This is a genomic window from Amycolatopsis sp. NPDC001319, assembly GCF_042896185.1.
GTDB lineage: Bacteria > Actinomycetota > Actinomycetes > Mycobacteriales > Pseudonocardiaceae > Amycolatopsis.
Window position 1 is genome coordinate 49,655 of the sequence record NZ_JBIAWY010000005.1, and the last position, 23,781, is coordinate 73,435.

20 protein-coding genes and 1 pseudogene are annotated in these 23,781 nt (G+C 72.7%); 12 read left to right on the plus strand and 9 right to left on the minus strand.

The features are described from left to right. Positions 1-3: 3 nt before the first annotated feature. Positions 4-414, plus strand: a complete 411-nt coding sequence (locus ACFY1H_RS19430; RefSeq protein WP_366581039.1) for a secondary thiamine-phosphate synthase enzyme YjbQ — start codon at positions 4-6, stop codon at positions 412-414. A 6-nt stretch (positions 415-420) separates the two neighbouring features. On the opposite strand, the gene ACFY1H_RS19435 is transcribed toward ACFY1H_RS19430, so the two are convergent. Continuing rightward, the gene (locus ACFY1H_RS19435; protein ID WP_366581037.1) at positions 421-1,428 is read right to left on the minus strand and encodes an ABC transporter permease; all 1,008 of its coding nucleotides are present in this window, start codon (positions 1,426-1,428) and stop codon (positions 421-423) included. 105 nt (positions 1,429-1,533) lie between these two features. Between ACFY1H_RS19435 and ACFY1H_RS19440 the strand changes: the two genes are divergently transcribed. Together ACFY1H_RS19440 and ACFY1H_RS19445 are read left to right on the plus strand one after the other, a co-directional pair. Continuing rightward, on the plus strand, positions 1,534-2,232 hold the full coding sequence (locus ACFY1H_RS19440; protein ID WP_386948033.1) for an HAD family hydrolase: 699 nt from the start codon (positions 1,534-1,536) through the stop codon (positions 2,230-2,232). A gap of 209 nt (positions 2,233-2,441) precedes the next feature. After that, complete coding sequence (locus ACFY1H_RS19445) at positions 2,442-4,652, plus strand: bifunctional lysylphosphatidylglycerol flippase/synthetase MprF (RefSeq protein ID WP_386948036.1); 2,211 nt, start codon at positions 2,442-2,444, stop codon at positions 4,650-4,652. Here ACFY1H_RS19445 and ACFY1H_RS19450 read toward each other — a convergent pair. Then, a complete protein-coding gene (locus ACFY1H_RS19450; RefSeq protein ID WP_386948039.1) occupies positions 4,592-5,614 on the minus strand; it encodes a hypothetical protein in 1,023 nt (340 codons plus the stop codon). The two genes, ACFY1H_RS19445 and ACFY1H_RS19450, sit on opposite strands and share 61 nt — an antisense overlap. Before the next feature lie 12 nt (positions 5,615-5,626). Next, on the minus strand, positions 5,627-7,375 hold the full coding sequence (locus tag ACFY1H_RS19455) for a proline--tRNA ligase (RefSeq protein WP_366581031.1): 1,749 nt from the start codon (positions 7,373-7,375) through the stop codon (positions 5,627-5,629). A gap of 137 nt (positions 7,376-7,512) precedes the next feature. Between ACFY1H_RS19455 and ACFY1H_RS19460 the strand changes: the two genes are divergently transcribed. Both ACFY1H_RS19460 and ACFY1H_RS19465 read left to right on the plus strand, forming a co-directional pair. After that, complete coding sequence (locus tag ACFY1H_RS19460; protein WP_386948042.1) at positions 7,513-7,866, plus strand: VOC family protein; 354 nt, start codon at positions 7,513-7,515, stop codon at positions 7,864-7,866. Between the two features lie 24 nt (positions 7,867-7,890). Next, positions 7,891-8,783 (plus strand): annotated as a pseudogene (locus ACFY1H_RS19465) (2-hydroxyacid dehydrogenase). 17 nt (positions 8,784-8,800) lie between these two features. Here ACFY1H_RS19465 and ACFY1H_RS19470 read toward each other — a convergent pair. Next, a complete protein-coding gene (locus tag ACFY1H_RS19470; RefSeq protein WP_366581028.1) occupies positions 8,801-9,763 on the minus strand; it encodes a GNAT family N-acetyltransferase in 963 nt (320 codons plus the stop codon). Between the two features lie 54 nt (positions 9,764-9,817). On the opposite strand from ACFY1H_RS19470, the gene yaaA reads away from it, so the two are divergent. Continuing rightward, on the plus strand, positions 9,818-10,564 hold the full coding sequence (gene yaaA / locus ACFY1H_RS19475) for a peroxide stress protein YaaA (RefSeq protein ID WP_386948045.1): 747 nt from the start codon (positions 9,818-9,820) through the stop codon (positions 10,562-10,564). A 4-nt stretch (positions 10,565-10,568) separates the two neighbouring features. Here the strand turns inward: yaaA and ACFY1H_RS19480 are convergent, their stop codons facing one another. Together ACFY1H_RS19480 and ACFY1H_RS19485 are read right to left on the minus strand one after the other, a co-directional pair. Then, entirely contained in the window at positions 10,569-11,657 is a 1,089-nt protein-coding gene (locus ACFY1H_RS19480; protein WP_386948048.1) for an NAD(P)/FAD-dependent oxidoreductase, read from the minus strand. A gap of 4 nt (positions 11,658-11,661) precedes the next feature. Then, positions 11,662-13,227 (minus strand): NAD(P)/FAD-dependent oxidoreductase, encoded by a 1,566-nt coding sequence (locus ACFY1H_RS19485; protein ID WP_366581024.1) that lies wholly within the window; start codon positions 13,225-13,227, stop codon positions 11,662-11,664. Positions 13,228-13,441: 214 nt separating this feature from the next. On the opposite strand from ACFY1H_RS19485, the gene ACFY1H_RS19490 reads away from it, so the two are divergent. The 3 genes from ACFY1H_RS19490 (at position 13,442) to ACFY1H_RS19500 (ending at position 17,555) form a co-directional block, all read left to right on the plus strand. After that, positions 13,442-14,389, plus strand: coding sequence for a serine protein kinase RIO (locus tag ACFY1H_RS19490; RefSeq protein ID WP_386948052.1), 948 nt, complete (start codon positions 13,442-13,444; stop codon positions 14,387-14,389). 363 nt (positions 14,390-14,752) lie between these two features. Continuing rightward, complete coding sequence (locus tag ACFY1H_RS19495) at positions 14,753-16,279, plus strand: DEAD/DEAH box helicase (protein WP_366581020.1); 1,527 nt, start codon at positions 14,753-14,755, stop codon at positions 16,277-16,279. Positions 16,280-16,379: 100 nt separating this feature from the next. Further along, entirely contained in the window at positions 16,380-17,555 is a 1,176-nt protein-coding gene (locus ACFY1H_RS19500; RefSeq protein ID WP_386948056.1) for an 8-amino-7-oxononanoate synthase, read from the plus strand. On the opposite strand, the gene ACFY1H_RS19505 is transcribed toward ACFY1H_RS19500, so the two are convergent. Next, the gene (locus ACFY1H_RS19505) at positions 17,552-18,010 is read right to left on the minus strand and encodes a GNAT family N-acetyltransferase (protein ID WP_366581016.1); all 459 of its coding nucleotides are present in this window, start codon (positions 18,008-18,010) and stop codon (positions 17,552-17,554) included. The genes ACFY1H_RS19500 and ACFY1H_RS19505 overlap by 4 nt on opposite strands. 52 nt (positions 18,011-18,062) lie before the next feature. Then, a complete protein-coding gene (locus ACFY1H_RS19510) occupies positions 18,063-18,887 on the minus strand; it encodes a serine protease (protein WP_366581014.1) in 825 nt (274 codons plus the stop codon). A 442-nt stretch (positions 18,888-19,329) separates the two neighbouring features. On the opposite strand from ACFY1H_RS19510, the gene ACFY1H_RS19515 reads away from it, so the two are divergent. Both ACFY1H_RS19515 and ACFY1H_RS19520 read left to right on the plus strand, forming a co-directional pair. After that, positions 19,330-19,944, plus strand: a complete 615-nt coding sequence (locus ACFY1H_RS19515) for a M15 family metallopeptidase (RefSeq protein ID WP_366581012.1) — start codon at positions 19,330-19,332, stop codon at positions 19,942-19,944. A gap of 75 nt (positions 19,945-20,019) precedes the next feature. Beyond that, positions 20,020-21,414: a mycothione reductase gene (locus ACFY1H_RS19520; RefSeq protein WP_366581010.1), complete on the plus strand. Its 1,395-nt coding sequence runs from the start codon at positions 20,020-20,022 to the stop codon at positions 21,412-21,414. Positions 21,415-21,469: 55 nt separating this feature from the next. Here the strand turns inward: ACFY1H_RS19520 and ACFY1H_RS19525 are convergent, their stop codons facing one another. Next, positions 21,470-22,744, minus strand: a complete 1,275-nt coding sequence (locus tag ACFY1H_RS19525) for a CynX/NimT family MFS transporter (protein WP_386948061.1) — start codon at positions 22,742-22,744, stop codon at positions 21,470-21,472. 49 nt (positions 22,745-22,793) lie between these two features. Between ACFY1H_RS19525 and ACFY1H_RS19530 the strand changes: the two genes are divergently transcribed. Further along, on the plus strand, positions 22,794-23,483 hold the full coding sequence (locus ACFY1H_RS19530; RefSeq protein WP_366581006.1) for a FadR/GntR family transcriptional regulator: 690 nt from the start codon (positions 22,794-22,796) through the stop codon (positions 23,481-23,483). The last annotated feature ends 298 nt before the right edge of the window (positions 23,484-23,781 follow it).

The window sequence follows — 23,781 nt, forward strand, 5'->3', positions numbered from 1 at the left end:
AACATGTACTCCACCGAGCTAGAGGTGCACACCGGCAGCACCGCCGTGGTCCACGACCTCACCCACGAGGCCGAGAAGTTCCTGCGCGACGCCGACGCCACCGACGGCCTGCTGCACGTCTGGGTCCCGCACGCCACGGCCGGCCTCGCGATCCTCGAAACCGGCGCCGGCAGCGACGACGACCTCCTCGCCGCGTTGGAGGACCTCCTCCCCCGCGACGGGCGCTGGCGGCACCGCCACGGCAGCCCGGGCCACGGCCGTGACCACGTGCTGCCCGCGCTGGTGCCGCCGTACGCGACGATCCCTGTGCTGGGCGGCGTGCTCGCGCTGGGCACCTGGCAGTCGATCTGCCTGGTCGACACCAACGTCGACAACCCCGTGCGCAAAATCCGCTTCAGTTTTCTCTGCAGCTGAGCTGCCTCAACCGGCCGCGACCTCGACCGGCCGTTCCGCAGGCCGCGCTTCGGGCAGCTCGCGCCGTGGCCGGCCCGGCCACAGGGTCAACACCAGGCCCACCGCGAGCAGGCCGGTCAGCACCCAGACGCCCGTGGTCACGTCCGGGGCGCCCGGTACGCCCTGGAGAAGGCTGCGCAGGCCTTCGGTCGAGAAGCGGAACGGCGTCCACGACCACAGGAGCGTGCGGTAAGCCGGGTTGAGCAGTTCGGGCACCTGCCCGGCCACCGCGGGCGCCACGAGGTACAGCGGCGCCAGGATGGCCAGCGCCCGCAGGCCGAGGAGTCGCAGCAGGCCGGCTTGCAGCGCGGCGAACGCGGTGACCGTGAGGAACAGGAAGCCGAGCACGTCCCAGGTCAGCGGAAGCGTCGAGTCCCACAGCGCGGCGAAGCCCACGAGCACGCCCGTCACCAGCACGCCGCTGCCGAGCACCTGCGCCAGGCGCACCGGAACGCTCACGCGGCGGCCGGCGCTGAGCCGCACCAGCACGGCACCGGCGACGAGCGAGCCCAGCCACGCCAGCGCGCTGGCGGCCAGTGGCACGATCCGGCCGGCCGCGCTCGCCGGGTGCAGCATCTCGAGGCGCGGCTCGCCGGGCAGCGCCTGGGCGGCGCCCGCGAGGACCTGCTGCGCCACCTGCGTACCCGCCGGGTTCACCGCGCCGGAGAGCACGACGGTCGCGGCGGGGCCGGGACGAAGCTCCAGGATCCCGTAGACCTCCTTGTCCGCCAACAGGTTCCGCGCCTCGGCGGGGTCGGCGACGCGCCAGTCGAGCTGCGTGCCGCCGTGGGCGGCGACCTGGCGCGCCAGCCCGGCCAACGGCGGGGGCGCCGAAACCGCGACGGGCACGTGGTCGGGTGCGACCGTGGCCTGCGCCCCGAAGGTCAGGAACCCCAGCACCACGGCGGCAAGCGCACCCACCAGCACCGCGACCAGGGCGAACGCGCCCGCGGGGCGCCGAGTTGCAGCCGGCATGACGGCCTCCCAGTTATTCCTCAAGTGTTGAATTACGACCAAAGTAGGTCGCACCCTCCGGAAAGTCAACAGACGTTGAATACTTCCGCCGGTACCCTCACGGCCGTGACGACGACGCACGCGCACCGGCTGGTGCTCTGGGACATCGACCACACGCTCGTGGACCTCACGGGCGTCGGCAGCAGCTGGTACGCCACGGCCCTGACGGCCATGGGCACCGAGCTGCGCACCCACCCCGACTACGGCGGGCGCACCGAGCGCGCGATCACCGCCGACATCCTCACCACACACGGCATCGAGGCGACCGAGGAGAACATCCAGCGCCTGTGGAGCGAGCTGATCGCCGTGGCCGACGAGGCCCGCGGCACGCTCCACGAAGCCGGCCGGGCCCTCGACGGCGCCGCGGCGGCACTGGCCGCGATGGCCGGCCACGGCGCCGTGCAGACGCTCGTGACCGGCAACCTGCCGGAGATCTCGGTGCACAAGCTCGCCGCGTTCGGCCTCGACGAGCACCTGGAGCTGGAGATCGGCGGCTACGGCTCACTCTCGGCGCACCGGCCCGACCTCGTCCCCCACGCCGTGGCCGCGGCAACCGCGAAGCACGGCACGGCGTTCGCGCCCGGTGACGTCGTGGTGATCGGCGATACCCCCAACGACGTGAAGGCCGCCCTCGACAACGGTGCCGTCGCGGTCGCCGTCGCCACCGGGCACTACAGCGCCGAAGAGCTCGCCGCCTCGGGCGCCCACACCGTCCTGCCCGATCTCGCCGACCTCGACTCGGTGCGCAAGGCCGTGCTCGGCTGAGCGGCCAACCCCTGTTTTTCGCCCCGCACGGCGGTTTCGGCCGCGCGCCGAGGCCGCCGTGCGCGGTTCGCCCCTGGTCGAGCGGTGTTCCCTGAGCCCGCATCCGCCTTCGGGTCAGGGTTTTCTCCCTCCGGGGTCGCACTCCCCTAGGGGGACAAGTCGCTCCCACGACGGATGTCGGCTTTAGGTCCAGGCGCAAGACTCGGATCATGACGACCGCATCGCCGGCGGCGGGGACCGCCAGCGGTGCCGGCACGGGGGGACGCGGGCGGGCGGCCGGAAGGCCGAAACGCGAGCGGTTCGCCGTGCTCTGGCGCCGCCTTCCGTTCACCACCACCGTCGTGCTCGCGATCCTCGTGGCCGGAGCCGCGAGCCGCACGCTCTGGCAAGCCGCCGAGCACCAGCCGTCGTTCGCCTACTACGCCTACGGTTTGCCGTCGCTGGAACACGGCCGCTGGTGGACGCTGGCGACCGGCCCGTTCTTCGCGCTGCGGCCGCTGTTCTACCTGCCGATGGCCGGGACTTTCGCGCTGCTGACGGGGTTCGCGGAATGGCAGCTCGGCACGCGCCGCACGATCCTGGTGACCGTCGGCGGGCAGCTGGCCGCGGCCGCGGCGGCGATCCAGTTCCTCGTGCTGTGCCGCCATTCCGGCTGGACGTGGGCCGCGCACATCGCGACCACGCTCGACGTCGGCTTCTCCGGCGGCACGCTCGCGGCCATCGCCGTGGCCAGCGCGACGCTGCGCGCGCCGTGGCGGCTGCGGTTGCGCGCCGGGCTGTGCGTGTACGCGGGTGTCGCCATCGTGTACGTCGGCACGCTCGCGGATCTCGTGCACTTCTTCGCGCTGGTGCTGGCCTTGCCGCTCGGCCACCGGCTCGCGGGCAAGGCGCGCCTCGCCGAACCGGTGCGGCCGAGCGTGCGCGAGTGGCGGCTGCTGGCGTGCGCGGGACTATTGCTGCTCACCGTGGCCGAAGTCGTGATGTGGCTCGTGCCGGGTGACGGCCCGTTCGGCCCGTCCGACGCGGTTTCCCTTTCGACGCCGGAGATCCTCGTCATGGCTGTGCTCGTGGTGCCGATGCTCAACGGCCTGCGCCGCGGGTCGCGCGTCGCGTGGCGCTGGGCCGTCGGGCTGTGCGTGTTCGCGGTGTCGCAGGTGCTCGTGGTGAGCGGGGTCCTGGCCGTGGCGAAGCTGGTGCGTGCCGAGTACGACGGCCACGGGCTTTCGCTGTTCTTCGTGGACAATCTCTTGTGGACGATCGAGCTGGTGCTGCTGCTCGCGGCGAGCAGAGCGTTCCGGGTGCCGTCACGCCGGCGTCGCCGCAAGCTGCTGCGCGGCGGTCCGGACGGCAGCGTCGCCCGGCTTCTCCTGGGGCGCAACGGAGGCAGCACGATCTCGTGGATGACGACGTGGCCGCAGAACGCGTACTTCGTCGCCTCCGACGGCGCGTCCTACCTCGCCTACCAGCGCCATGCGGGCGTCGCGATCGCGCTCGGCGATCCCGTGGCGCCGTGCGGCTCGGCGGCTCGCGCGCTCACGGAGTTCCGGGAGATGTGCGAGAACTCCGGGCTCGTGCCGTGCGTGTTCTCCGCGACGGCCACCACCGTCGGTGTGACGCGCGAGCTCGGCTGGCAGCACGTGCAGGTCGCGGAGGACACGCTCGTCGACCTCGAACACCTGGAGTTCCGCGGGAAAGCCTGGCAGGACGTGCGTTCGGCGCTGAACAAGGCCGGCAAGGACGGCATCGAGTTCCGCCTGGTGCGCCTGGCCGAGCAGCCGCCCGCGATCCGCGAGCAGGTGCGCGTGCTCTCGGAGGAGTGGATCGGGGACAAAGGCCTGCCGGAGATGGGGTTCACGCTCGGCGGGGTCGCCGAGGCGATGGACCCGGCGACGCGCGTGGGGCTCGCGATCGACACGTCGGGCACCGTCCACGGCATCACGTCGTGGCTGCCGGTGCACACGGGCTCGGGCACCGTCGGTGGGTGGACGCTCGACGTGATGCGCCGCCGGCCGGGCGGGTTCCGGCCGGCGATGGAGTTCCTGATTGCATCGGCGTGCCTCGCGCTCCGCGAGGAGGGCGCGCGATTCGTGTCGCTTTCGGGCGCGCCGCTCGTGCGCAGCCGCGACACCGCGCCGGCGCGCGCGGTGGACCGGGTGCTCGACGCGGTGGGCGCGCTGATGGAGCCGTACTACGGGTTCCGCTCGCTGCACGCGTTCAAGGCGAAGTTCCAGCCGCGGCGCGAGCCGCTGTACCTGGCCTACCGCGACGAGGCCGACCTGCCGCGCATCGGCCTCGCGCTCGGGCGCGCGTATCTGCAGGGCACCGGGCTGAAGGACTTCGCGAAGCTGGCGTTGCGGCGTCAGCGCGTGGTCGGCGGCGGGGTGGTCGTGGACCGGTCGGCGGCCGGGACGCCGCGGTAGCTCTGCAGCAAGCGGACGACGTCGGCGCGGCTGGTGGTGTCGTCGGTGTAGGCGAGGAGAACCACGGACTGGGTCGCGGTGGCCAGGGCGAGGGCGCCGACGGTGACGTGCTTCGGAGTGCACGCCTCGGTGCCGTCCTGGGTGACATCGGCGAGCACCAGCCGCGCGGGACCGGTGGTCGTCTCGAGCTGCACGGTCGCGTCCTGCGCCGGCGTGTACGTCACCTTCGCGCCCGGGGCGTAGGCACTGCCGACGAGGTCGCCGACGGCTTTGCGGGCGGCGGCTTCGGCGTCGCCGCCTTCTTCCGTCGTGACGCCGGACCCGCCGCGCCGGCTGTCGCTGCCGCAGTAGCCGCGGCCGACGGACGCCGTGGTGCTGAGCGTGATCCCCGGCGAGGTCGCCGTGCCGTCCCAGCCGTGGACGACGCCGGGTTCGGGCGTCCAGCCCGGCGGGACGTCGTAGGCGAAGCTGCCGTCGCGCGCGGCCACGGACGACCAGCCGTCGACCACCGCGGGCACGACGACGTGCGGCTCGGGCTGGAAGGTGACCGGACCGCGGCTGGGCGTCGGCGGGCTCGCCGAGTGGTGGCGGGCGGCGCCGAAGAAGTTCATGGCGCCCACGCCGAGGGCGATCACGGCCACGAGGATCCACAGCGCCCGCGACGGGCGCCCCTTCAACCGCGCAGGCGGCCGGCCCGGTGGCCGGATGCGCCGGGGCTCCGCGCGGGGCGCGGGCCCGGTGACGGCGGGATCCTCGGCGTACCAAGGAGTTCCGCCGGCCTGCTCGCCTTGCGCCGACCACGGGCCGGCATCCGGCTCGGCAGCGGAGTGCCCGGAAACCGGGGAGCCCGCTGCCGGTAAGCCGGGTGCGTCAGCGGGTTCGTACCCGCCGACGCCGGTGAGGGCGGCGTTGTCCGCGTAGCCGCCGTCCTCCTCGCGGCCGGACCGGCCGAAGAGCCCCACGGGCGGGCGTCGTCAGGACCGGACGAGCTTGACCAGGTGACCGACCACGGAGTCGACCGGGATCTCCTCGCGTTCGCCGGTGCGGCGGTCCTTGACCTCGACCAGCCCGTTGGCCAGGCCGCGCCCGACGACGAGGATCGTGGGCACGCCCACGAGCTCCGCGTCGGCGAACTTCACGCCCGGGGTGGCCTTGCGGTCGTCGAACAGCACGTCGACGCCGGCCGCATCCAGCTCCGCGACGAGCTTCTCCGCGCCCGCCGCGATGGTCTCGTCCTTGCCCGCGACGACCACGTGCACGTCGTACGGCGACACCTCGCGCGGCCACACCAGGCCGGCGGTGTCGTGGTTCTGCTCGGCGAGCACCGCGACCAGGCGCGAGACGCCGACGCCGTAGGAGCCCATCGTGATGCGGATCGGCTTCGAGTCCGGGCCGAGGGCGTCGAGCTCGAACGCGTTGGCGTACTTGCGGCCCAGCTGGAAGATGTGGCCGATCTCGATGCCGCGCGCGGCGACGAGGGTGCCGTGGCCGTCCGGCGACGCGTCACCCTCGCGGACCTCGGCGGCCTCGATCGTGCCGTCGGGCGTGAAGTCGCGGCCCGCGACGAGGTCGAGCACGTGGTGCCCGTCCTGGTCGGCGCCGGTCAGCCACGCGGTGCCGGTGACCACGCGCGGGTCGACGAGGTAGCGGACGCCGTTCTCCTTCAGCGCCTTCGGGCCGATGTAGCCCTTGACGAGGAACGGGTTCTTCGCGAAGTCCGCCTCCTCCAGCAGCTCGACCTCGGCGGGCTCGAGCGACGCTTCGAGGCGCTTCAGGTCGACTTCGCGGTCGCCCGGCAGGCCGACGCCCAGGAGCTCCCACTCCTTCGCGCCCGGCTGGCGGATCTTCAGCATCACGTTCTTGAGCGTGTCGGCCGCGGTGAACTCGCGGCCGAGGCCTGCGGCGTTGAAGAACGCCACGAGCGACTCGATGGTCGGCGTGTTCGGCGTGGCGTGCACCTGCGCGGCGGGCAGGCCCTCGATCGGGCGCTCGGCCGGCGCGGGCGTGACCACGGCCTCGACGTTGGCCGCGTAGCCGGACTCCGTGCTGCGCACGTAGGTGTCCTCACCGGTCTCGGCGACGGCGAGGAACTCCTCCGACGCCGAACCGCCCATGGCGCCCGACGTCGCGGCGACCACCACGTACTCGAGGCCGAGGCGGTCGAACAGCTTGATGTAGGCGTCGCGGTGCGCCTGGTAGGAGCGCTCCAGGCCCTCGTCGTCGAGGTCGAAGGAGTAGGAGTCCTTCATCACGAACTCGCGGCCGCGCAGGATGCCGGCGCGGGGGCGCGCTTCGTCGCGGTACTTCGTCTGGATCTGGTACAGCGTGACCGGGTAGTCCTTGTACGAGCTGTACTCGCCCTTCACGGTGAGTGCGAAGAGCTCCTCGTGCGTCGGGCCGAGCAGGTAGTCGGCGCCCCGGCGGTCCTTGAGGCGGAAGAGGTTGTCGCCGTATTCGGTCCAGCGGCCGGTGGCCTCGTAGGGCTCGCGCGGCAGCAGCGCGGGGAACTGGATCTCCTGCGCGCCGATCGCGTTCATCTCTTCGCGCACGACCTGCTCGATGCGGCGAAGCACCCGCAGGCCCAGCGGCAGCCACGAGTAACCACCCGGGGCGACCCGGCGGACGTAGCCGGCACGCACCAGCAGCCGGTGGCTGGGTACCTCGGCGTCCGCCGGATCCTCGCGCAAGGTGCGGAGGAACAACGACGACATCCTGGTGATCACGGTGGACTCCCTGCGCTGAGAGGCTGAGAAGATGAGCGGGGGTTGACCGACACAGCGTAGTCAACCGCCGTCCGGGCATTCCACCCGGTTATCGCGTGGTCGGCGTTTTGTCGGTGCCCCGGGCTAGCGTCGGCGGCATGGCACTCGAACTGGGCATGATCACGATCGACTGCGCGGACCCGCGGGTCCTCGCGGACTTCTGGACGCAGGCGCTCGGCGTCGCGGTCGAAGCGGACTACGGACCCTTCGTGATGCTCGCGCGCCCCGGCGGCGGGCCCGCGCTGGCCTTCCAGCAGGTCCCCGAGCCACGCACCGTGAAGAACCGCGTGCACATCGACTTCTCCGCACCCGACCGCGAGGCGGAGGTGAAACGCCTGGTCGGGCTGGGTGCGAGCGAGCAGGATCGGCACGCGCAGCCGGGCATCGAGTGGACGGTGCTGGCCGATCCGGAGGGCAACGTGTTCTGCGTGGCGCAGGCGGGCGCGCACTGAGCCGGCGGCACTAGGTTGGCGGGCATGAGCGCGCGAGTTCTCCTGCCCTGGACCGACATCGAGCTGCCCACCGGGCTGGCCGCCGCGTACTACGACGGCGTGACCCTGCCCGGCGACGACCTGTCCGGCGTGGAGTTCTACGTGCTCCCCTACGACGCGGGGAGCGAGCCGCCGAAGCTGATCGGGAAGCTGCCTTCGCTGCGTGCGGTGCAGGCGCTGTCGGCCGGCGTCGAGGCGCTGGTGCCACTGGTGCCCGAGGGCGTCGCGCTGGCCAACGGCCGGGGCCTGCACGACCTCAGCGTGGCCGAGCACGCGCTGGCGCTGATCCACGCGTCCCAGCGGGACCTGCCACGGTGGTTCGCGCAGCAGGCCAGCGGGTCGTGGGAGCGCGAGCACACGCGCTCGCTCGCCGACAGCCGCGTGCTGCTCGTGGGCTACGGCTCCATCGGCCACGCGATCGAGCGGCAGCTGCTGGCCGCCGAAGCGGTGGTCACGCGGGTGGCGAGCCATGCGCGCGAAGGCGTACACGGGATCGCCGAGCTGCCCGGGCTGCTGCCGTCGGCCGACATCGTGGTCTTGATCCTGCCCGAAACCGCGGCCACGAAGGGGCTGATGAGTGCCCGTGAGCTGGCGTTGCTGCCCGAGGGCGCGCTCGTCGTGAACGTGGGGCGCGGCTCCGCGATCGACACCGCCGCGCTGCTGGCCGAGACGACCACCGGCCGGCTGCGGGCCGCCCTCGACGTCGTGGACCCCGAGCCGCTGCCGGCCGACCATCCACTGTGGAGGGTTCCGGGCGTGGTGATCACGCCGCACGTCGCCGGCGGTTCGGCGTCGTTCTACCCGCGGGCCAAGAAACTCGTGGCCGAGCAGCTGCGCGTTTCGTGGCCGGGGAACCGCTGCTGAACCGGGTTGAGTGAGGCTGTCGATCAACACTTCAGATCGGCAGCACGTAGCCGTAGTAGGTGTCGGCGACCTCGTAGCCGCAGCGCTCGTAGATGCCGACGGCGCTGTGGGCGTTGTCGGTGTCCACGGACAGGGCCGAGCGCTCGAACCCGGCGTCGCGGGCGTGGGCCAGCGTGTGACCGAGCAGCGCCGTCGCCACACCGCGGCCGCGCAGCTCCGACAGGGTGCCGACGTAGTCCACGTACAGCTCCTTCACGCCGGTGCCCGCGTAGTCCGACGGGTGGAACGCGCTGAGCACAAACCCGACCACCGCGTCGTGCGCCGGGGTCAGGAGCAGGAACGACAGGTCCCCGCGGAAGTCCTTCGCGCCCGTGATGCGGTGGCGCCAGGCTTCGGGTGACAGCTCGGCGCTGCCCCAATGGCCGGAGAAGGTCGCGTTGCGGGCCACGCGGGTGAGGTCGTCGTAGCGCTCGTCGAACGCGACCACCTCGTAGTCGGCCGACAGCGGCCGCGCGGGCGGCAACGCGCTCAGGTCGGCGCGCATCTCGACGAACGACCGCGCGCGCCGGAACCCGGCCCGGGCCAGCGCGTCGAGGTACCAGTGCTCGTTCTCGTGCGCCCCGGCGTGCAGCTCCAGCGGCGCGTCGGGGAAGGCGCGCTCGTGCACGCGTTTGCCGGCGTCGAGGAACCACGTGGTGAGGTGCGCGGCGACGTCGGGCGTGCGGAACTCGGGGTGCGTCATCGCTTCGACGCGTGGCATGTGCACCGGGTCGGCGGCGTCGCGGCGGCGGATGGCCGCGTAGCTCACCAGGCGGTCGCCGGCCCAGCCGCCGGTGCTGGCGAGCGCGAGGTCGAGGTCGGGTCCCTGCATCTCCTCGCGCAGGTCGGCGGCGGTGTAGTGCTCGCCGGTGCGGTCCACCTCCTCGGCGGCCGCGAACACGGTCGCGAGCTGCTCCGCATCGCCGAGGGCGAGCGGGCGCCAGGTGAGCTCCATGACGTCAGCGTAGGCGGGCGCCGAACGGCGGCGCACCCCGATTACCCTCGTCGTGTGCTGGTGCTCCTCCCTCCTTCCGAGACGAAGGCCGACGGCGGCAAGGGCGCGCCGCTCGACCTCGAAGCGCTGTCGTTCCCCGAGCTCAACCCCGTGCGGGCCAAGCTCGCCGACGCGCTCGTCGAGCTCGCCCGAGACGTGCCCGCGAGCCTCGCCGCGCTCGGCATCTCCGAGCGCCAGAGCCACGAGGTCGCGCGCAACGGGAGCCTGTGGACCTCGCCGACGCTGCCGGCGCTGCGCCGCTACACCGGCGTGCTCTACGACGCCCTCGACATCGGCAGCTTCACCCGCGCCGGCCTGGAGAAGGCCCACCGCCGCCTGGCCGTCACGTCTTCGCTGTTCGGGGTGGTCTCGGCCACCGACCCGATCCCCGCGTACCGCCTCTCGGGCGGCAACAGCGTGCCCGCGCTCGGCACCGTGCGCAGCCTGTGGAAGCCCGCGCTGGAGCCGGTGCTGCAGGACATCGAGGGGCTCATCGTCGACCTGCGCTCGGGCACGTACTCGGCGTTCGCGAAGCTGCGGCCCGGCGCGGTGACGGTGCGCGTGGTCACGGAGGACGCCGCCGGCAACCGCACGACCGTGAGCCACTTCAACAAGGCCTACAAGGGCCGGCTCGCCGCGGTGCTCGCGACCTCGCGCACCGAACCGTCCACTGTGGACGAGCTGGTCAAGGTGATCACCAAGGCGGGCCTCACGGTGGAGCGCACCGGCGAGCACGCCTTGGAACTGCTCACCGACGACTGAGCCGTCAGCCGAACCGTGAGGGCGAGCACGCCGTCAGCAGATCCGCCGGCAAGTCTTCGCCGAGCACGAGCGCGGCGATGAGCTTGCCCGCGTACGGCGCCAGCGTCAGCCCGGCCGGCCCGAAGCCCGTGGCCAGGAACAACCCGGGCGCGGCCTGGCCGAGCAACGGCAGCGTGTCCGGCGTCGCAGGACGGAAGCCGACGCGGGTCTCGGCGAGCGTCGCGTCGGCCAGGCCCGGCGCGACGGCCAGCGCCTGGTCCAGCACCTCGCGCTGGCCGGCGGCCGTGACCCGGTAGTCGAAGCCGGAGTCCGTCTCGCGCGTCGCGCCCGCCACGACACGGCCGCCCGCGAACGACAGCAGGTAATGGCTCGACCGCGGCAGCACCACGGGCCACGCGGACGTGTCCGTGTCCGGCACGTCGAAGTGGCTGATCTGCCCGCGTTGCGGCGCCACCGGCACCGCGATGCCGAGCGGCTCGGCCAGCGCCGCCGACCACGCGCCCGCGGCGAGCACCACGGCGTCGCCGATCAGCTCCTCGTCGCCGGCGCGCACGCGGGAACCGGACAGCAGCGTTGCCTCCGCCGACACGAACCGCGCGCCCCGCTGCTCCGCCGCGGCCACGAGCGCCGCCCGCATCACCCGGCCGTCGACGCGGCCCGCGCCGGACAGGTGCACGGCGGACAGCTCGGGCGCCAGCGGCGGGAAGACCTCGCGCGCCTGCGCCGGGTCCAGCCGGCGCACCTCGCCCGCCTCGGGGGCGTCCGCGACCCGCTCGACCAGCCGCGCGTGGGCCTCGTCGAGCTCGGCCGGGTCCGCCGAGACGACCATCCCGCCGACGACCTCGAACGACGAGTCGTGCCCCTGCTCGCGCAACGCCGCGGCCAGCTCCGGGTAGTACGCCCCGGCGGCGGCCGCGAGCGGGTAGATCGCGTTGTCCCACCGCGAGGTCCAGGGGCTCACGATCCCGGCGCCGGCCTCCGTCGCGACGCCGGGCAGCCCCGCGTCCACCACGACGACGTCGGCCCCGCTGCCCGCGAGGTGGTAGGCCGTGGCTGCTCCGGCGATCCCGCCGCCGATCACGATCACGCGCATGCCTTCACCCTGCCCGCACTTCGCCGCGCCGTCGAGCGAGCACCGCCATCGCCGCGTTGTGCCCGGGGATCCCGCTCACGCCACCTCCGCGAACGGCGCCGGCGCCACACAGCAGCACGCGCGCGTGCGCGGTCTCGACGCCCCACTTCCCGGCGTCGGCCGGATCTTCGGCGTAGGGCCAGGACAGGTCGCGGTGGAAGATGTGCCCGCGCGGCAGGCCGAGCTCGGCCTCCAGGTCCAGCGGCGTCTTCGCCTCCACGCACGGGTTGCCGGCCGCGTCGCGTAGCAGGCAGCTCTCGATCGGCTCGGCGAGCACGCTGTCCAGCGACGCGATCGTGGCGCGCAACGCCTCGGCCCGCGCCCGCTCGTTGTCGGCCTCGAACAGCCGCGCCGGCATGTGCAGGCCGAACAACGTCAGCGTCTGCACGCCCGCCGCGCGCTCGGCCGGGCCGAGGATCGACGGATCGGTGAGCGAGTGGCAGTAGATCTCGCACGGCGGCAGCGCCGGGATCTTGCCCGCCGCGGCCTCGGCGTACGCGGTTTCGAGCTGCGAGTAGGTCTCGTTGACGTGGAAGGTGCCGCCGAACGCGTCGCGCGGGTCCACGGCGGCGTCGCGCAGGCGGGGCAGCCGCGACAGGACCATGTTCACCTTGAGCTGCGCGCCTTCCGGGCGCGGACCGGGCGCCGCCTCGCCGAGCAGCCGCGCGAGCGTGTCGGGGGCGACGTTGGCGAGCACGTGAGAGCCGACGGCCACGCGCTCGGTGCCGTCGAGCGTGTAGCGGACCTCGCCGTCGGGCGAGACCGACCGCACCTCGGCGCCGGTGACGAGCGTGGCCCCGGCGCCGCGGGCGGCGTCGGCGAGCGCGCCGGTGACCGCGCCCATCCCGCCCACAGGCACGTCCCAGTCGCCGGTGCCGTTGCCGATCAGGTGGTAGAGCAGGCAGCGGTTCTGCCGCAGGTCCTCGTCGCCGGCACCGGCGAAGGTGCCGATGAGCGCGTCGGTGAGCACCACGCCGCGCACGGTGTCGTCGTCGAACAGCCCGGTGAGCGTCTCGGCGATCGGCCGTTCGAACAACGTGGCCCAAGCTTCGACGTCGCCGATGCGGGCTTTGAGGTCGTCCCGGGTCGGCAACGGTTCGGTGAGCGTGTCGAACGTCGCCGCCGCCACGCGCCCCGCCAGCGCGTAGAACTCGCGCCACGCGTCGAAGTCCTTTGTGGACCCGGTGACGGCGCGGAAGGCCGCCGCGGTGCGCGCGTCGTCCCCCGTGTCGACAAGGAGACCGGTGTCGCCGGACGGCGTGTAGGACGACATCCGGCGCCGGCGCAGCTCGACGTCGAGCCCGAGGTCGGCCGCGATCTTCCGCGGCAGCAGGCTCACCAGGTAGGAGTAGCGCGACAGGCGCACGTCGACGCCGTCGAACGCGCGGAACGACACCGCCGCTCCCCCGATCTCGCCGCGTCGTTCCAGCACCAGCACCGAGCACCCGGCCCGGGCCAGGTAGGCCGCCGCGACCAGGCCGTTGTGACCGCCGCCCACGATCACCGCGTCGTACTTCCCGCCACCGTTCATGCGCCCGAGGCTAGGGGACGGTAATTCGGTTGCGCGACCCCCGGACGGCCCGGCATGCTGCGGGCGAACCGGCGGGGTGCCGGTGGCCGACGGAAGCGAAGGAGGTGCGTCATGGCGATTGTCCGGGCGCTGACCTGCCCACTTCCGTCCGCCCCTCTCGGCTAGAGCCTGCGCGCTCGCCCGGTGGGGCACCCCGATCGAGGAGAACCCACCAGTGCGCGAGCACGACTACGAAGACCTTCACGCGTCCGATTTCGAGCGTCCCCGTCGTGGGCGGCGCTTCCGCGACGAACCCGAGCCGACCCGCCGGGGCCGGCTCACCGAGGGCGAGCGCGTCCGCCTCGCCCAGGCGCGCGACGACGCCTACACCGAAACCGACCTCCCGGACGGCGCCGACCGCTGGACCACCTGGGACGACGCCGACCAAGGCCCGCACCCGAGGCCCGGCTGGGTGATCACGGAGCTCGCGGCCGTCGACACCGACCTGGGAGTGCTCAAAACCGGCAAGGAGGCCGACGTCCACCTCCTGCGCCGCACCCTGCCCGGCACGGACGGCGTGCTCCTGGCCGCCAAGCGCTACCGCAGCGACGAGCACCGCCTGTTCCACCGTGACGCCGGATACCTCGAAGGCCGGCGCATGCGGCGCTCCCGCGAGATGCGGGCCATGGCGGGCCGCACCTCCTTCGGGCGCAACCTGATCGCCGAGCAGTGGGCGGTCGCGGAGTTCGCCGCGCTGAGTCGCTTGTGGACGATCGGGGCACCCGTGCCCTATCCCGTGCAGCGCCACGGGACCGAGCTGCTGCTCGAGTTCCTCGGCGAGCCCGACGGCACGGCCGCGCCCCGGCTCGCGCAGCTGCGCCCGGAGCCCGACGAGCTGACCGAATTGTGGGACCAGGCGGTGGCGGCACTGGAACTGCTCGCCACGCAAGGGCTCGGGCACGGCGACCTGTCCGCGTACAACCTCCTGGTGCACGAAGGGCACCTGATGGTGATCGACCTCCCGCAGGTCGTCGACCTCGTCGCGAACCCGCGTGGCCGGGAGTTCCTGGAGCGCGACGTGCGCAACCTCGCGGGCTGGTTCCAGGCCCGTGGCCTGCCGGAACGCGTGACGAACGCCGAGGACCTCGTGGCGGACCTGGCCTACGCCGCCGGCCTCGGCTGAACGGCTGCCGGTACGGTGGGTGGCGTCGCGTCGCTCGGCCGTTCGGCCGCGTTCTCGAACGTGGCCCAGACCACAACTGCGACGCCGCCCACAACCGGACACCTGGGTGTGAAGCAGAAGCCCTGACTCCGGTACAGTGAACACAGACCGCAACCGGCGGCGTGGATGAGTTGGTGTCCGTCGCCTCCAAAGCCCACTGACGGGCTCGCGGTGAAATCCGAAGCATTTCCATCGGCGCTCGATGGTGGGAACTCCTGAGCGCGCCGGGTCCGTCCCTGTGAACGCCCATTGCACACCATCTTGCCCTGCCTGCGAGCGGGCAGCCCGGGCCTCCTTGCGACGTGCCACGTCCGAGAGGCATAAGTGACAGTCACGTTCAACTCCGGCCATTCCGCAGCGTCGTCCCACTCGGGGCCGGGCCGCGGTGACCGTACCGACCGCAAGCCGCGGCAGCGCCCCGCGCGTGGGGACTTCCTCCGCGACGACGCCGTCGAGACGGTGGCCACGAAGACCTTCGCGGAGCTCGGCCTGCCCGACGAGCTGCTGCGCGCGCTGGCCGAGGCCGGCATCAACTCGCCGTTCCCGATCCAGTCCGCCACGATCCCCGACGCCCTCGCGGGCCGCGACGTGCTGGGCCGCGCCCAGACCGGTTCGGGCAAGACGCTGGCGTTCGGCCTGGCCATCCTGGCCCGGCTCAACGGCGGCAAGGCCCGCCCGAAGCGCCCCCGCGCGCTCGTGCTGGTGCCGACCCGTGAGCTGGCCATGCAGGTGGCCGACTCGCTGACCCCGCTCGCCAAGTCGCTCGGCCTGTGGTGCCGCACGGCCGTGGGCGGCATGGCCTTCACCCGTCAGGCCGACGCGCTCTCGCGTGGCGTCGACCTGCTCATCGCCACCCCGGGCCGGCTGTCGGACCACGTCCGGCAGGGCACCGCTTCGCTGAGCGACTGCAACTTCATCGCGCTCGACGAGGCCGACCAGATGGCCGACATGGGCTTCATGCCGCAGGTACGGGAGATCCTCGACCTCACCCCGGCGCGCGGCCAGCGGCTGCTGTTCTCGGCGACCCTCGACGGCGACGTGAACAAGCTGGTGCAGCAGTACCTGACCGACCCGGTCACGCACTCGGTCGCGCCGTCGACCGCGAGCGTCGACACCATGGACCACCACGTGCTCCAGGTTTCGCACCAGGACAAGCAGGACATCATCACGCAGATCGGTGCCCGCGAGGGCCGCACGATCATGTTCGTGCGCACCAAGCACCACGTCGACCGCCTCACCGAGCGGCTGCGTGAGCAGGGTGTGCACGCGGCGGCGCTGCACGGTGGCAAGACCCAGGGGCAGCGCAACCGCGTGCTGGCCGACTTCAAGGAAGGCCACACCCCGGTGCTGGTCGCCACGGACGTCGCCGCGCGCGGCATCCACGTGGACGACATCTCCCTGGTGCTGCACGTGGACCCGGCCGCGGACCACAAGGACTACCTGCACCGCGCGGGCCGCACGGCGCGCGCCGGTGCGTCGGGTGTCGTCGTCACGCTGGTGACGCACGACCAGCGCCGCACCGTCCGCCGGATGACCGACCGGGCCGGCGTGCGCGCCGAGACCACGGTCGTCCGCCCGGGCGACGCGGAGCTCTCGCGCATCACGGGTGCGCAGGAGCCGAGCGGCGAGCCGGTGATCGAGCGTCGCCGCGAGTCGCCGCGCCGCAGCGGTGGCCGGGGCTTCGGCGGTGGCCGCGAGCGCGGTGAGCGCAGCTACGGCGAGAACCGCGACCGCGGTGGTTACGGTTCGCGCGAAGGCCGCCCGAGCTACGGCGGTCGTGGCCGGTCCGGCAACGGTTCGGGTCGCCCGCAGCGCCCGGGTCGCCCGCAGCGCCGTGGTTACGACAGCTGAGTTCCGAATCGAGGAAAAGCCCCGCCTTCGTGCGGGGCTTTTTCTTTTGTGTGGCAGGGCCCACGGTTCCGCGCGTGACGCGGGTGGGACACTGCGGGACGTGAACGCCATCCCGCAGCTGCCGCCCGAGAACGTCTTCGACTGGCTCGACACCGAGGCCGAGAAGCGCGCGGACGCGGGTCTGGTGCGGCGGCTGCGGGCGCGGCCCGCGCAGGCGGACGAGCTCGACCTGGCCGGCAACGACTACCTCGGCCTGGCCCGCGACAAGCGCGTTGTCGGCGCCGCCGCGGCCGCCGCCATGCGCTGGGGCGCGGGCGCCACGGGCTCCCGGCTCGTCACGGGGTCGACCGAGCTGCACGCCGAGCTGGAGCTCGAACTCGCGCGCTTCTGCGGCGCCCAGGCGGCACTGGTGTTCTCCTCGGGCTTTGCGGCGAACCTCGGCGCGGTGACGGCGTTGTCCGGCGCGGAGTCGGCGATCGTCACGGACAAGTACATCCACGCGTCGCTCATCGAGGGCTGCCGCCTGTCGCGCGCCGACGTGGCGGCCGTGGCCCACGCGACGCCGTCGGCGATCCAGCACGCGCTGTCCACGCGCCGCAAGCCGCGGGCGCTCGTGGTGACGGACTCGGTGTTCTCGGTCGACGGCGACCTCGCCCCGCTGGGCGAGCTCGCGGAAATCTGCCGCGGCGCCGGTGCCGCCCTGCTCGTCGACGACGCCCACGGCTTCGGCGTTCTCGGCGAAGGCGGCCGCGGCGCCGTCCACGCGGCCGGGCTGTCCGCCTCGCCGGACGTCGTGACCACGCTGACGCTGTCCAAGTCCCTCGGCGCCCAGGGCGGCGCCGTCGTCGGCCCGCGGCGCGTGATCAAGCACCTGGTGGACACGGCGCGGAGTTTCATCTTCGACACCGCGCTCGCGCCCGCCAGCGTCGCCGCCGCCCTGACGGCTTTGAACGTGCTGAAGGCCGACCCTGCGCTGCCCACGAAGGTGACGGACAACGCGGGCAACATCGCCATGCAGCTCAAGGCCGCGGGCCTGCGCGCCAGCCTTCCCGACGCCGCCGTGATCTCGGTGCAGGCCCCCTCCGCCGAGGCCGCCGTCACGTGGGCCGAATCCTGCGCCGACCAGGGCATCCGCGTCGGCTGCTTCCGCCCGCCGTCCGTGCCGGACGGCGTCTCGCGCCTGCGCCTCACCGCCCGCGCCGACCTCACCGAGGCGGACGTGGACCGCGCCGTGAAGGTCATCACCGCAACGGCCCCCCGAGGCGCGGCTTCCTAGTTCGCCGCGCCTTCCGCGGGGTCCTTGGCGACGCGGCGCATGGTGATGTGCGGGATGCCGTCGTCGAGGAACTCGTCGCCTTCGGGCACGAAACCGAAGCGGGCGTAGAGGGCTTGGGCGTACGTCTGCGCGTCGAGGACGAACTCGTTGGTCGCGCCGGCCAGAGCGGCGTCCATCAAGGACGCGGCGAGGCCCTGGCCGCGGGCTGAAGCGGCCGTGACGACGCGGCCGATGCGGGAGACGCCGCCCGGGTCGGCGAGGACGCGCAGGTACGACGTGATGCCGTCCGCGGTCTCGAACCACAGGTGGCGCGTCGTGGGCAGGAGGTCACGCCCGTCGACGTCGCCGTAGGCGCACTCCTGCTCGACGACGAACACGTCGGCGCGCAGGCGGAGGATCGCGTAGAGCTGGGCGGCGGTGAGGTCGGGGCCGGTCGCGTGGTGCGGGGTCGTCACGACCCCTGCTTAACACAGCTCAGCCGCGGACCCGCCGCGGGGACGGCAGAGCTCAGCCGAGGATCCGCGCCTGCGACTGCGCGGCGATGTCGTCGGCGTACGTCGCCACGCGCGTGTACACACCGGGCTTGCCGGCCTTCGCGCAGCCGTCGCCGAAGGAGACGATGCCGATGAGGGTGTCGCCGACCACGAGGGGGCCGCCGGAGTCGCCCTGGCAGGCGTCGATGCCGCCGTCCGGGTAGCCGGCGCAGACCATGCTCGACGGGTCGTACGTGTCGTAGGCCGTCTTGCACGTGGAATCGCTGACCAGCGGCACGACGGCGCTGCGCAGGTAGTCGGAACGGTCGCCGCCGTCGGCGACACGGCCCCAGCCGAGGACGGTCGCCTGGGTGCCTTCGGCGTACTCCGCGCGGTCGCTCGCCGACGCGATCTTCGCCGGCCGGTAGGGCAGCTGGCCGCGCACGCTGAGCACCGCGACGTCGGCGCCCTTCGTCGGGTCGGAGAAGTCCGGGTCTACCCACTCGCGCGACACGGTGAACACGACGCCGTCGTTCGTGCGCTTGTCCTGGCGGCCCGCGACCACGCGAACGTTGTTGCTGGGCAACGCCGCGGCGCAGTGCGCCGCCGTCGCGACGGCCGTGGAGCTCACGATCACGGCGCCGCAGAACTGGTTCCCGTTCTGGTCGGCGAGGTACACCGCGTACGGGTGGTCGGACAGCGTGGCCTCGTCACCGCCGACGATCCGCGGCTGCGCGCCGGAAGGCGGCGTCGGAGCGTCCTGTGCCGACGCCGTGCTGACCGCGATCGGCACCGTCACCGCGGTCACGAGCAGGGCCCCGGCCGCGAGAAGGAGCGGACGGCGGAACTTGGCGGGCATGGGATTCCCCTTCGGCAGAGCATTTCGGCCAAGGCATTCGACCAAGGCGTTCGGCAGGGCATTCGGCGAGAGCGAGCAGCGGGATCGCGGCGCGTGAACGAGCAGCCGCGATTACCCTAAACGGAGCAAGCCCGAAATGGTGTCACTGGAACGGGTGGACTCAGCGCTCACGGAGCGCGTTTGATTGGCTGGTTCCATGCGACGGAGAGCGACGGCCGCGGTCGGCACCCTGATCACGTTCCTGCTGGTCGGCTGCAGCACGCCGGCACCCTCGGTCCCACCCGGACCGCCGTCACCGAGCGCGACGAGCCGGACGAGCGCCCCACTCCCGACAACCCGGACAGCGACGACCCCGCCGCCCGTCACCTGGCAGGTGGGTGCACACCCGCTCCCCCTCCGTCCCGACGGCTTCGGCGAGATCCTCCCGACTCCACCCGAACTGGTGAACCGCGCCCTGCCGACGCGCGACTTCCTGCCGCCGCCGGCGGGCACGACCTACACGTCGAAGATCGTCCCCGTCCCCGCCGCTGTGCTCGCGCGCAGCACCTGGCAGGCCGCGTGCCCGGTGAAGTCGACGGACCTGCGGTACGTCACGCTCTCCTTCTGGGGCTTCGACGGCCGCACCCACACCGGCGAGCTGCTCGTGAACCGCACCGGTGCGCAGGCCGTCGTCACGGCGTTCGGCAGGCTCTTCGCGCAACGGTTCCCCCTCGAGGAGATGCGCGTCACCAGCCCCGAGGAGCTCGACGCCCCGCCCACCGGCGACGGCAACGACACGAGCGCCTTCGTCTGCCGTCCGGTCCGCGGCGAGACGAACTGGTCCGCCCACGCGTACGGGCTGGCCGTGGACGTGAACCCGTTCTGCAACCCGTACACGAAGGGACCGCTGGTGCTGCCGGAACTGGCGTCGGCGTACCTGGACCGCTCGCGCGTGCGGCCCGGGATGGTCGTCGCGGGTGGACCGGTCGTGCGCGCCTTCGCCGCCGTCGGCTGGAGCTGGGGCGGCGCGTGGACCTCGCCGGTCGACCGGATGCACTTCACAGCCACCGGCCACTGATCACGGGAACACCCGGTGCAGCCGCGCAGTTGACTAGGCTGGGAACGCCCGTTCTACGGCTTTCGGAGGAAGACTGTGCCGCACTACGACCTGGTGATCGTCGGGACCGGATCGGGGAACTCGATCCTCGACCCGCGCTTCGCCGACCTGAAGACGGCGATCGTCGAGAAGGGGACGTTCGGCGGCACCTGCCTCAACGTGGGCTGTATCCCGACCAAGATGTTCGTCTACGCCGCCGACGTGGCCGCGACGCCTTCCCACAGCTCCCGCTTCGGCGTGGACGAGGAGCTCAAGGGCGTGCGCTGGCCCGAGATCCGCGACCGCGTCTTCGGGCGCATCGACCCGATCGCCGCGGGCGGCGCGGAGTACCGGAAGAACCACGAGGACAACAAGAACGTCGACGTCTACCAGGGCGAAGGCCGCTTCACCGGCATGAAGGAGCTGCGCGTCAGCTTCACCGACGGGCGGCCCGACGAGGTCCTGACGGCCGACCGTTTCGTGCTCGCCGCGGGCGGGCGCCCGGTCGTGCCGGACGTCCCTGGCCTCGCGGAAACCGGCTACTACACCTCCGACACGATCATGCGGCTCGACGCCCTGCCCCGCCGGATCACCATCCTCGGCGGCGGTTACATCGCGGCGGAGTTCGCGCACGTGTTCGCGTCGTTCGGCGTGGACGTGACCGTGGTCCTGCGCTCGGGCGCGATGGTGCGCGGCGAGGACGAGGATGTGAGCGCCCGCTTCACCGAGCTGGCCGCGGAGCGCTTCGACCTGCGCCGGGACCGCAAGATCCTGCGCGCGCACCGCGAAGCCACGGGTGCGGTGCTGGAACTCGAAGGCCCGCACGGCGCCGAGACGGTGGAGACCGACCTCATCCTGGTCGCCATCGGCCGCACGCCGAACTCCGACGTGCTCGACGTCGCCGCCACCGGCGTCACCACGAAGGCCAGCGGCCACGTGATCGTGGACGACCACCAGGAGACGGTGGTGCCGGGCATCTACGCGCTCGGGGACATGTCGTCGCCGTATGAGCTGAAGCACGTCGCGAACCACGAAAGCCGTGTGGTGCAACACAACCTGCTGCACCCGGACGACCGCATCAAGGCCGACCACCGCTTCGTGCCGCACGCGATCTTCAGCTCGCCGCAGATCGCCTCGGTGGGCCTGACCGAACAGGACGCGCGCGCCCGCGGCGTGTCCTACGTCGTGTCCAAACAGGACTACGCCGGCATCGCCTACGGCTGGGCCATGGAGGACACGACGGGCTTCGCGAAGCTGCTCGCCGACCCCGCCACGGGCCAGCTGCTCGGCGCCCACATCATCGGCCCGCAGGCCTCGTCGGTCATCCAGCCGCTCATCCAGGCCATGAGCTTCGGCCTCGACGCCCGCAGCATGGCGCGCGGCCAGTACTGGATCCACCCGGCGATGCCGGAGCTGATCGAGAACGCGCTGCTGAACCTGCCGCTGGACTGAGGTTCCGGCGGGAAAAGGGCCTCCCCGCGTGGGGAGGCCCTTTTTCGTCGTCGGCTCAGACGAAGCGCGGCCGTCCGGCGAGGAAGCCGACGGACATCTGCGCGCAGGTCACGGCGATGAGGACGATGAGCGAGACGGTCCAGCCGCCGGTGGCGTCGTGGAGGAGGCCGAAGACGAAGGGGCCCACGGCGGCGAGCAGGTAGCCGTAGCCCTGGGCCATGCCGGACAGGCGCGCGGTGTCGGCACCGGTGCGGGCGCGCAGGGCGATGACGGTGAGGGCGAGCGAGAAAACGCTCATGCCGATGCCGATCAGCACGCTCCACAGCAGCGGCGAGAAGGCCGGGGCTACGAGCAGGCCGAGCATGCCGGCCACGCCGCACACACCCATGCCGAAGATCCACCAGCTCTGGCTGCCCTGGCGGGCCGCGATGGGCGGGATGACGAGGCTGATCGGCACGGCGATCACGGAGATCAGGCCCAGCAGCAGGCCGGCGTCGCCCTTGCTGACGCCCGAGTCGATGAAGACCTGCGGAAGCCAGCCCATGACCACGTAGGCGATGAAGGACTGCAGGCCGAAGAAGATCGTGACGATCCAGGCGAGCGGGCTGCGCAGGAGGGAGCGCCCGCCGGCGGCGCTGGCGGCCGGTTTTGCGGCGCGGCCGGTGCCGCGCGCGGCGAAGAGCCACACGGCCAGCGCGAGCGCGCCCAGCACCGCCCACGAACCGAGCGACAGGCGCCAGCCGCCGAACGCCGTCTCCAGGGGCGGGCTCGCGGCGGACCCCGCGGCGCCGCCGCCTTGCAGCGCGGCCGTGTAGACGCCGGTCATCATGCCGACGCGCGTCGGGAAGGAATCCTTGATCACCACGGGGATGAGGACGTTGATGAGCGCGATGCCGGCCGTCGCGACGAGGGTGCCGCCGAGGACCACGAGCTGACCGTCGACGACGCGCAGCACCAGCCCGGCCGTGAGCACCGCCAGGGCGAACCCGATCGCGGAGCCGATGCCGAACCGGCGGGAAAGCAGCGGCGCGGCCATTCCCGCGCCGGCGAAACACAGGCCGGGCAACGTCGTCAGCACACTCGCCCAGATCGCCGACGCGCCGAGGCTGCCACGCATCTCCGCGAGCAGCGGGCCGACGCTCGTGATGGCCGGGCGCAGGTTCAGCGCCGTCAGCACCACCGCGACGGCGAGCAGCACGCCGCCCGCGATCACCCCGGGCCGGCGCACGCCGCCGGACTCCTCGTCTTCGATGCCGCCTTCGAGTTCGAGCTCGAGGCGGTCGGAGTAGGAGGCGGGGCGCGGGGTGGGATCCCAGGAATCGACGGACACGTCCGCTAATATCGCATACATAGGATGATTGGATGAAGGGATTAATCCTGTGCCTCTCGCCACCACCCGGCGCGCGGGCCTGGTCGACCAGGTCATCGACCAGCTGCGCGACGCGATCGCACAGGGGGAATGGCCGGTCGGGCAGCGCATCCCCACCGAGCCCGCGCTGGTCGCCCAGCTCGGCGTCGGGCGCAACACCGTGCGCGAGGCCGTCCGCGCGCTCGCGCACACCGGCATCCTCGAAGTCCGCCAGGGCGACGGCACGTACGTCCGCGCCACCAGCGAGGTCTCCGGCGCCCTGCGCCGCCTGTGCGGCACCGAGCTGCGCGAGATCCTGCAGGTCCGTCGCACCCTGGAGGTCGAAGGCGCGCGCCTGGCCGCCACCGCCCGCACCGACGCGGAAGTCGAGAGCCTGCGCGTGCTGCTCCAGCGGCGCGACTCCGACCAGCTCGACGGCCGCGTCGACGACTTCGCCCGCACCGACGCGGAGTTCCACCTCGAGATCGTCCGATGTGGACACAACGGCCTGCTGTTCGAGCTCTACCGCGGCCTGATGGAGGCCATCACCGCCAGCGTCGCCTCCACCTACGACCACCCCGACCACGCCGAGCTCGCCCAGCACCGCGCCATCGTCGACGCCATCGAAGCCCGCGACCCGGCCGGCGCCGCCCAGGCCGCCGGCGACTTCCTCGACGAAATCCTGGCGCGGGCCGAGGAATCGGGCAAAACCGCCGACTGACGAACGCTTTCGCACGGGCTCCGACCCGGCTCGCTGCCCGCGAACCCGGGACGATTCCTCGCCCCGCCGCCCGAGCCGACGCCGCCGATGCTCGCGGAGTGCCAACGCGCCTTGTGCCGCGCTGAGGAAGTCAGCGACCGCCGCTTGCTGACCGAAATCGCTCGCCACACGGCGACCCGAGCGGCTCCCGGCAGGTCTGCACCACCAAGGCCGCGCGACACTCCCGGCCGCTTCTCGCGGTAGCGACCCGGCTCCGAGGCCGCGCCCCCGCCACGACCGACGAACAGCCTCACCCGCC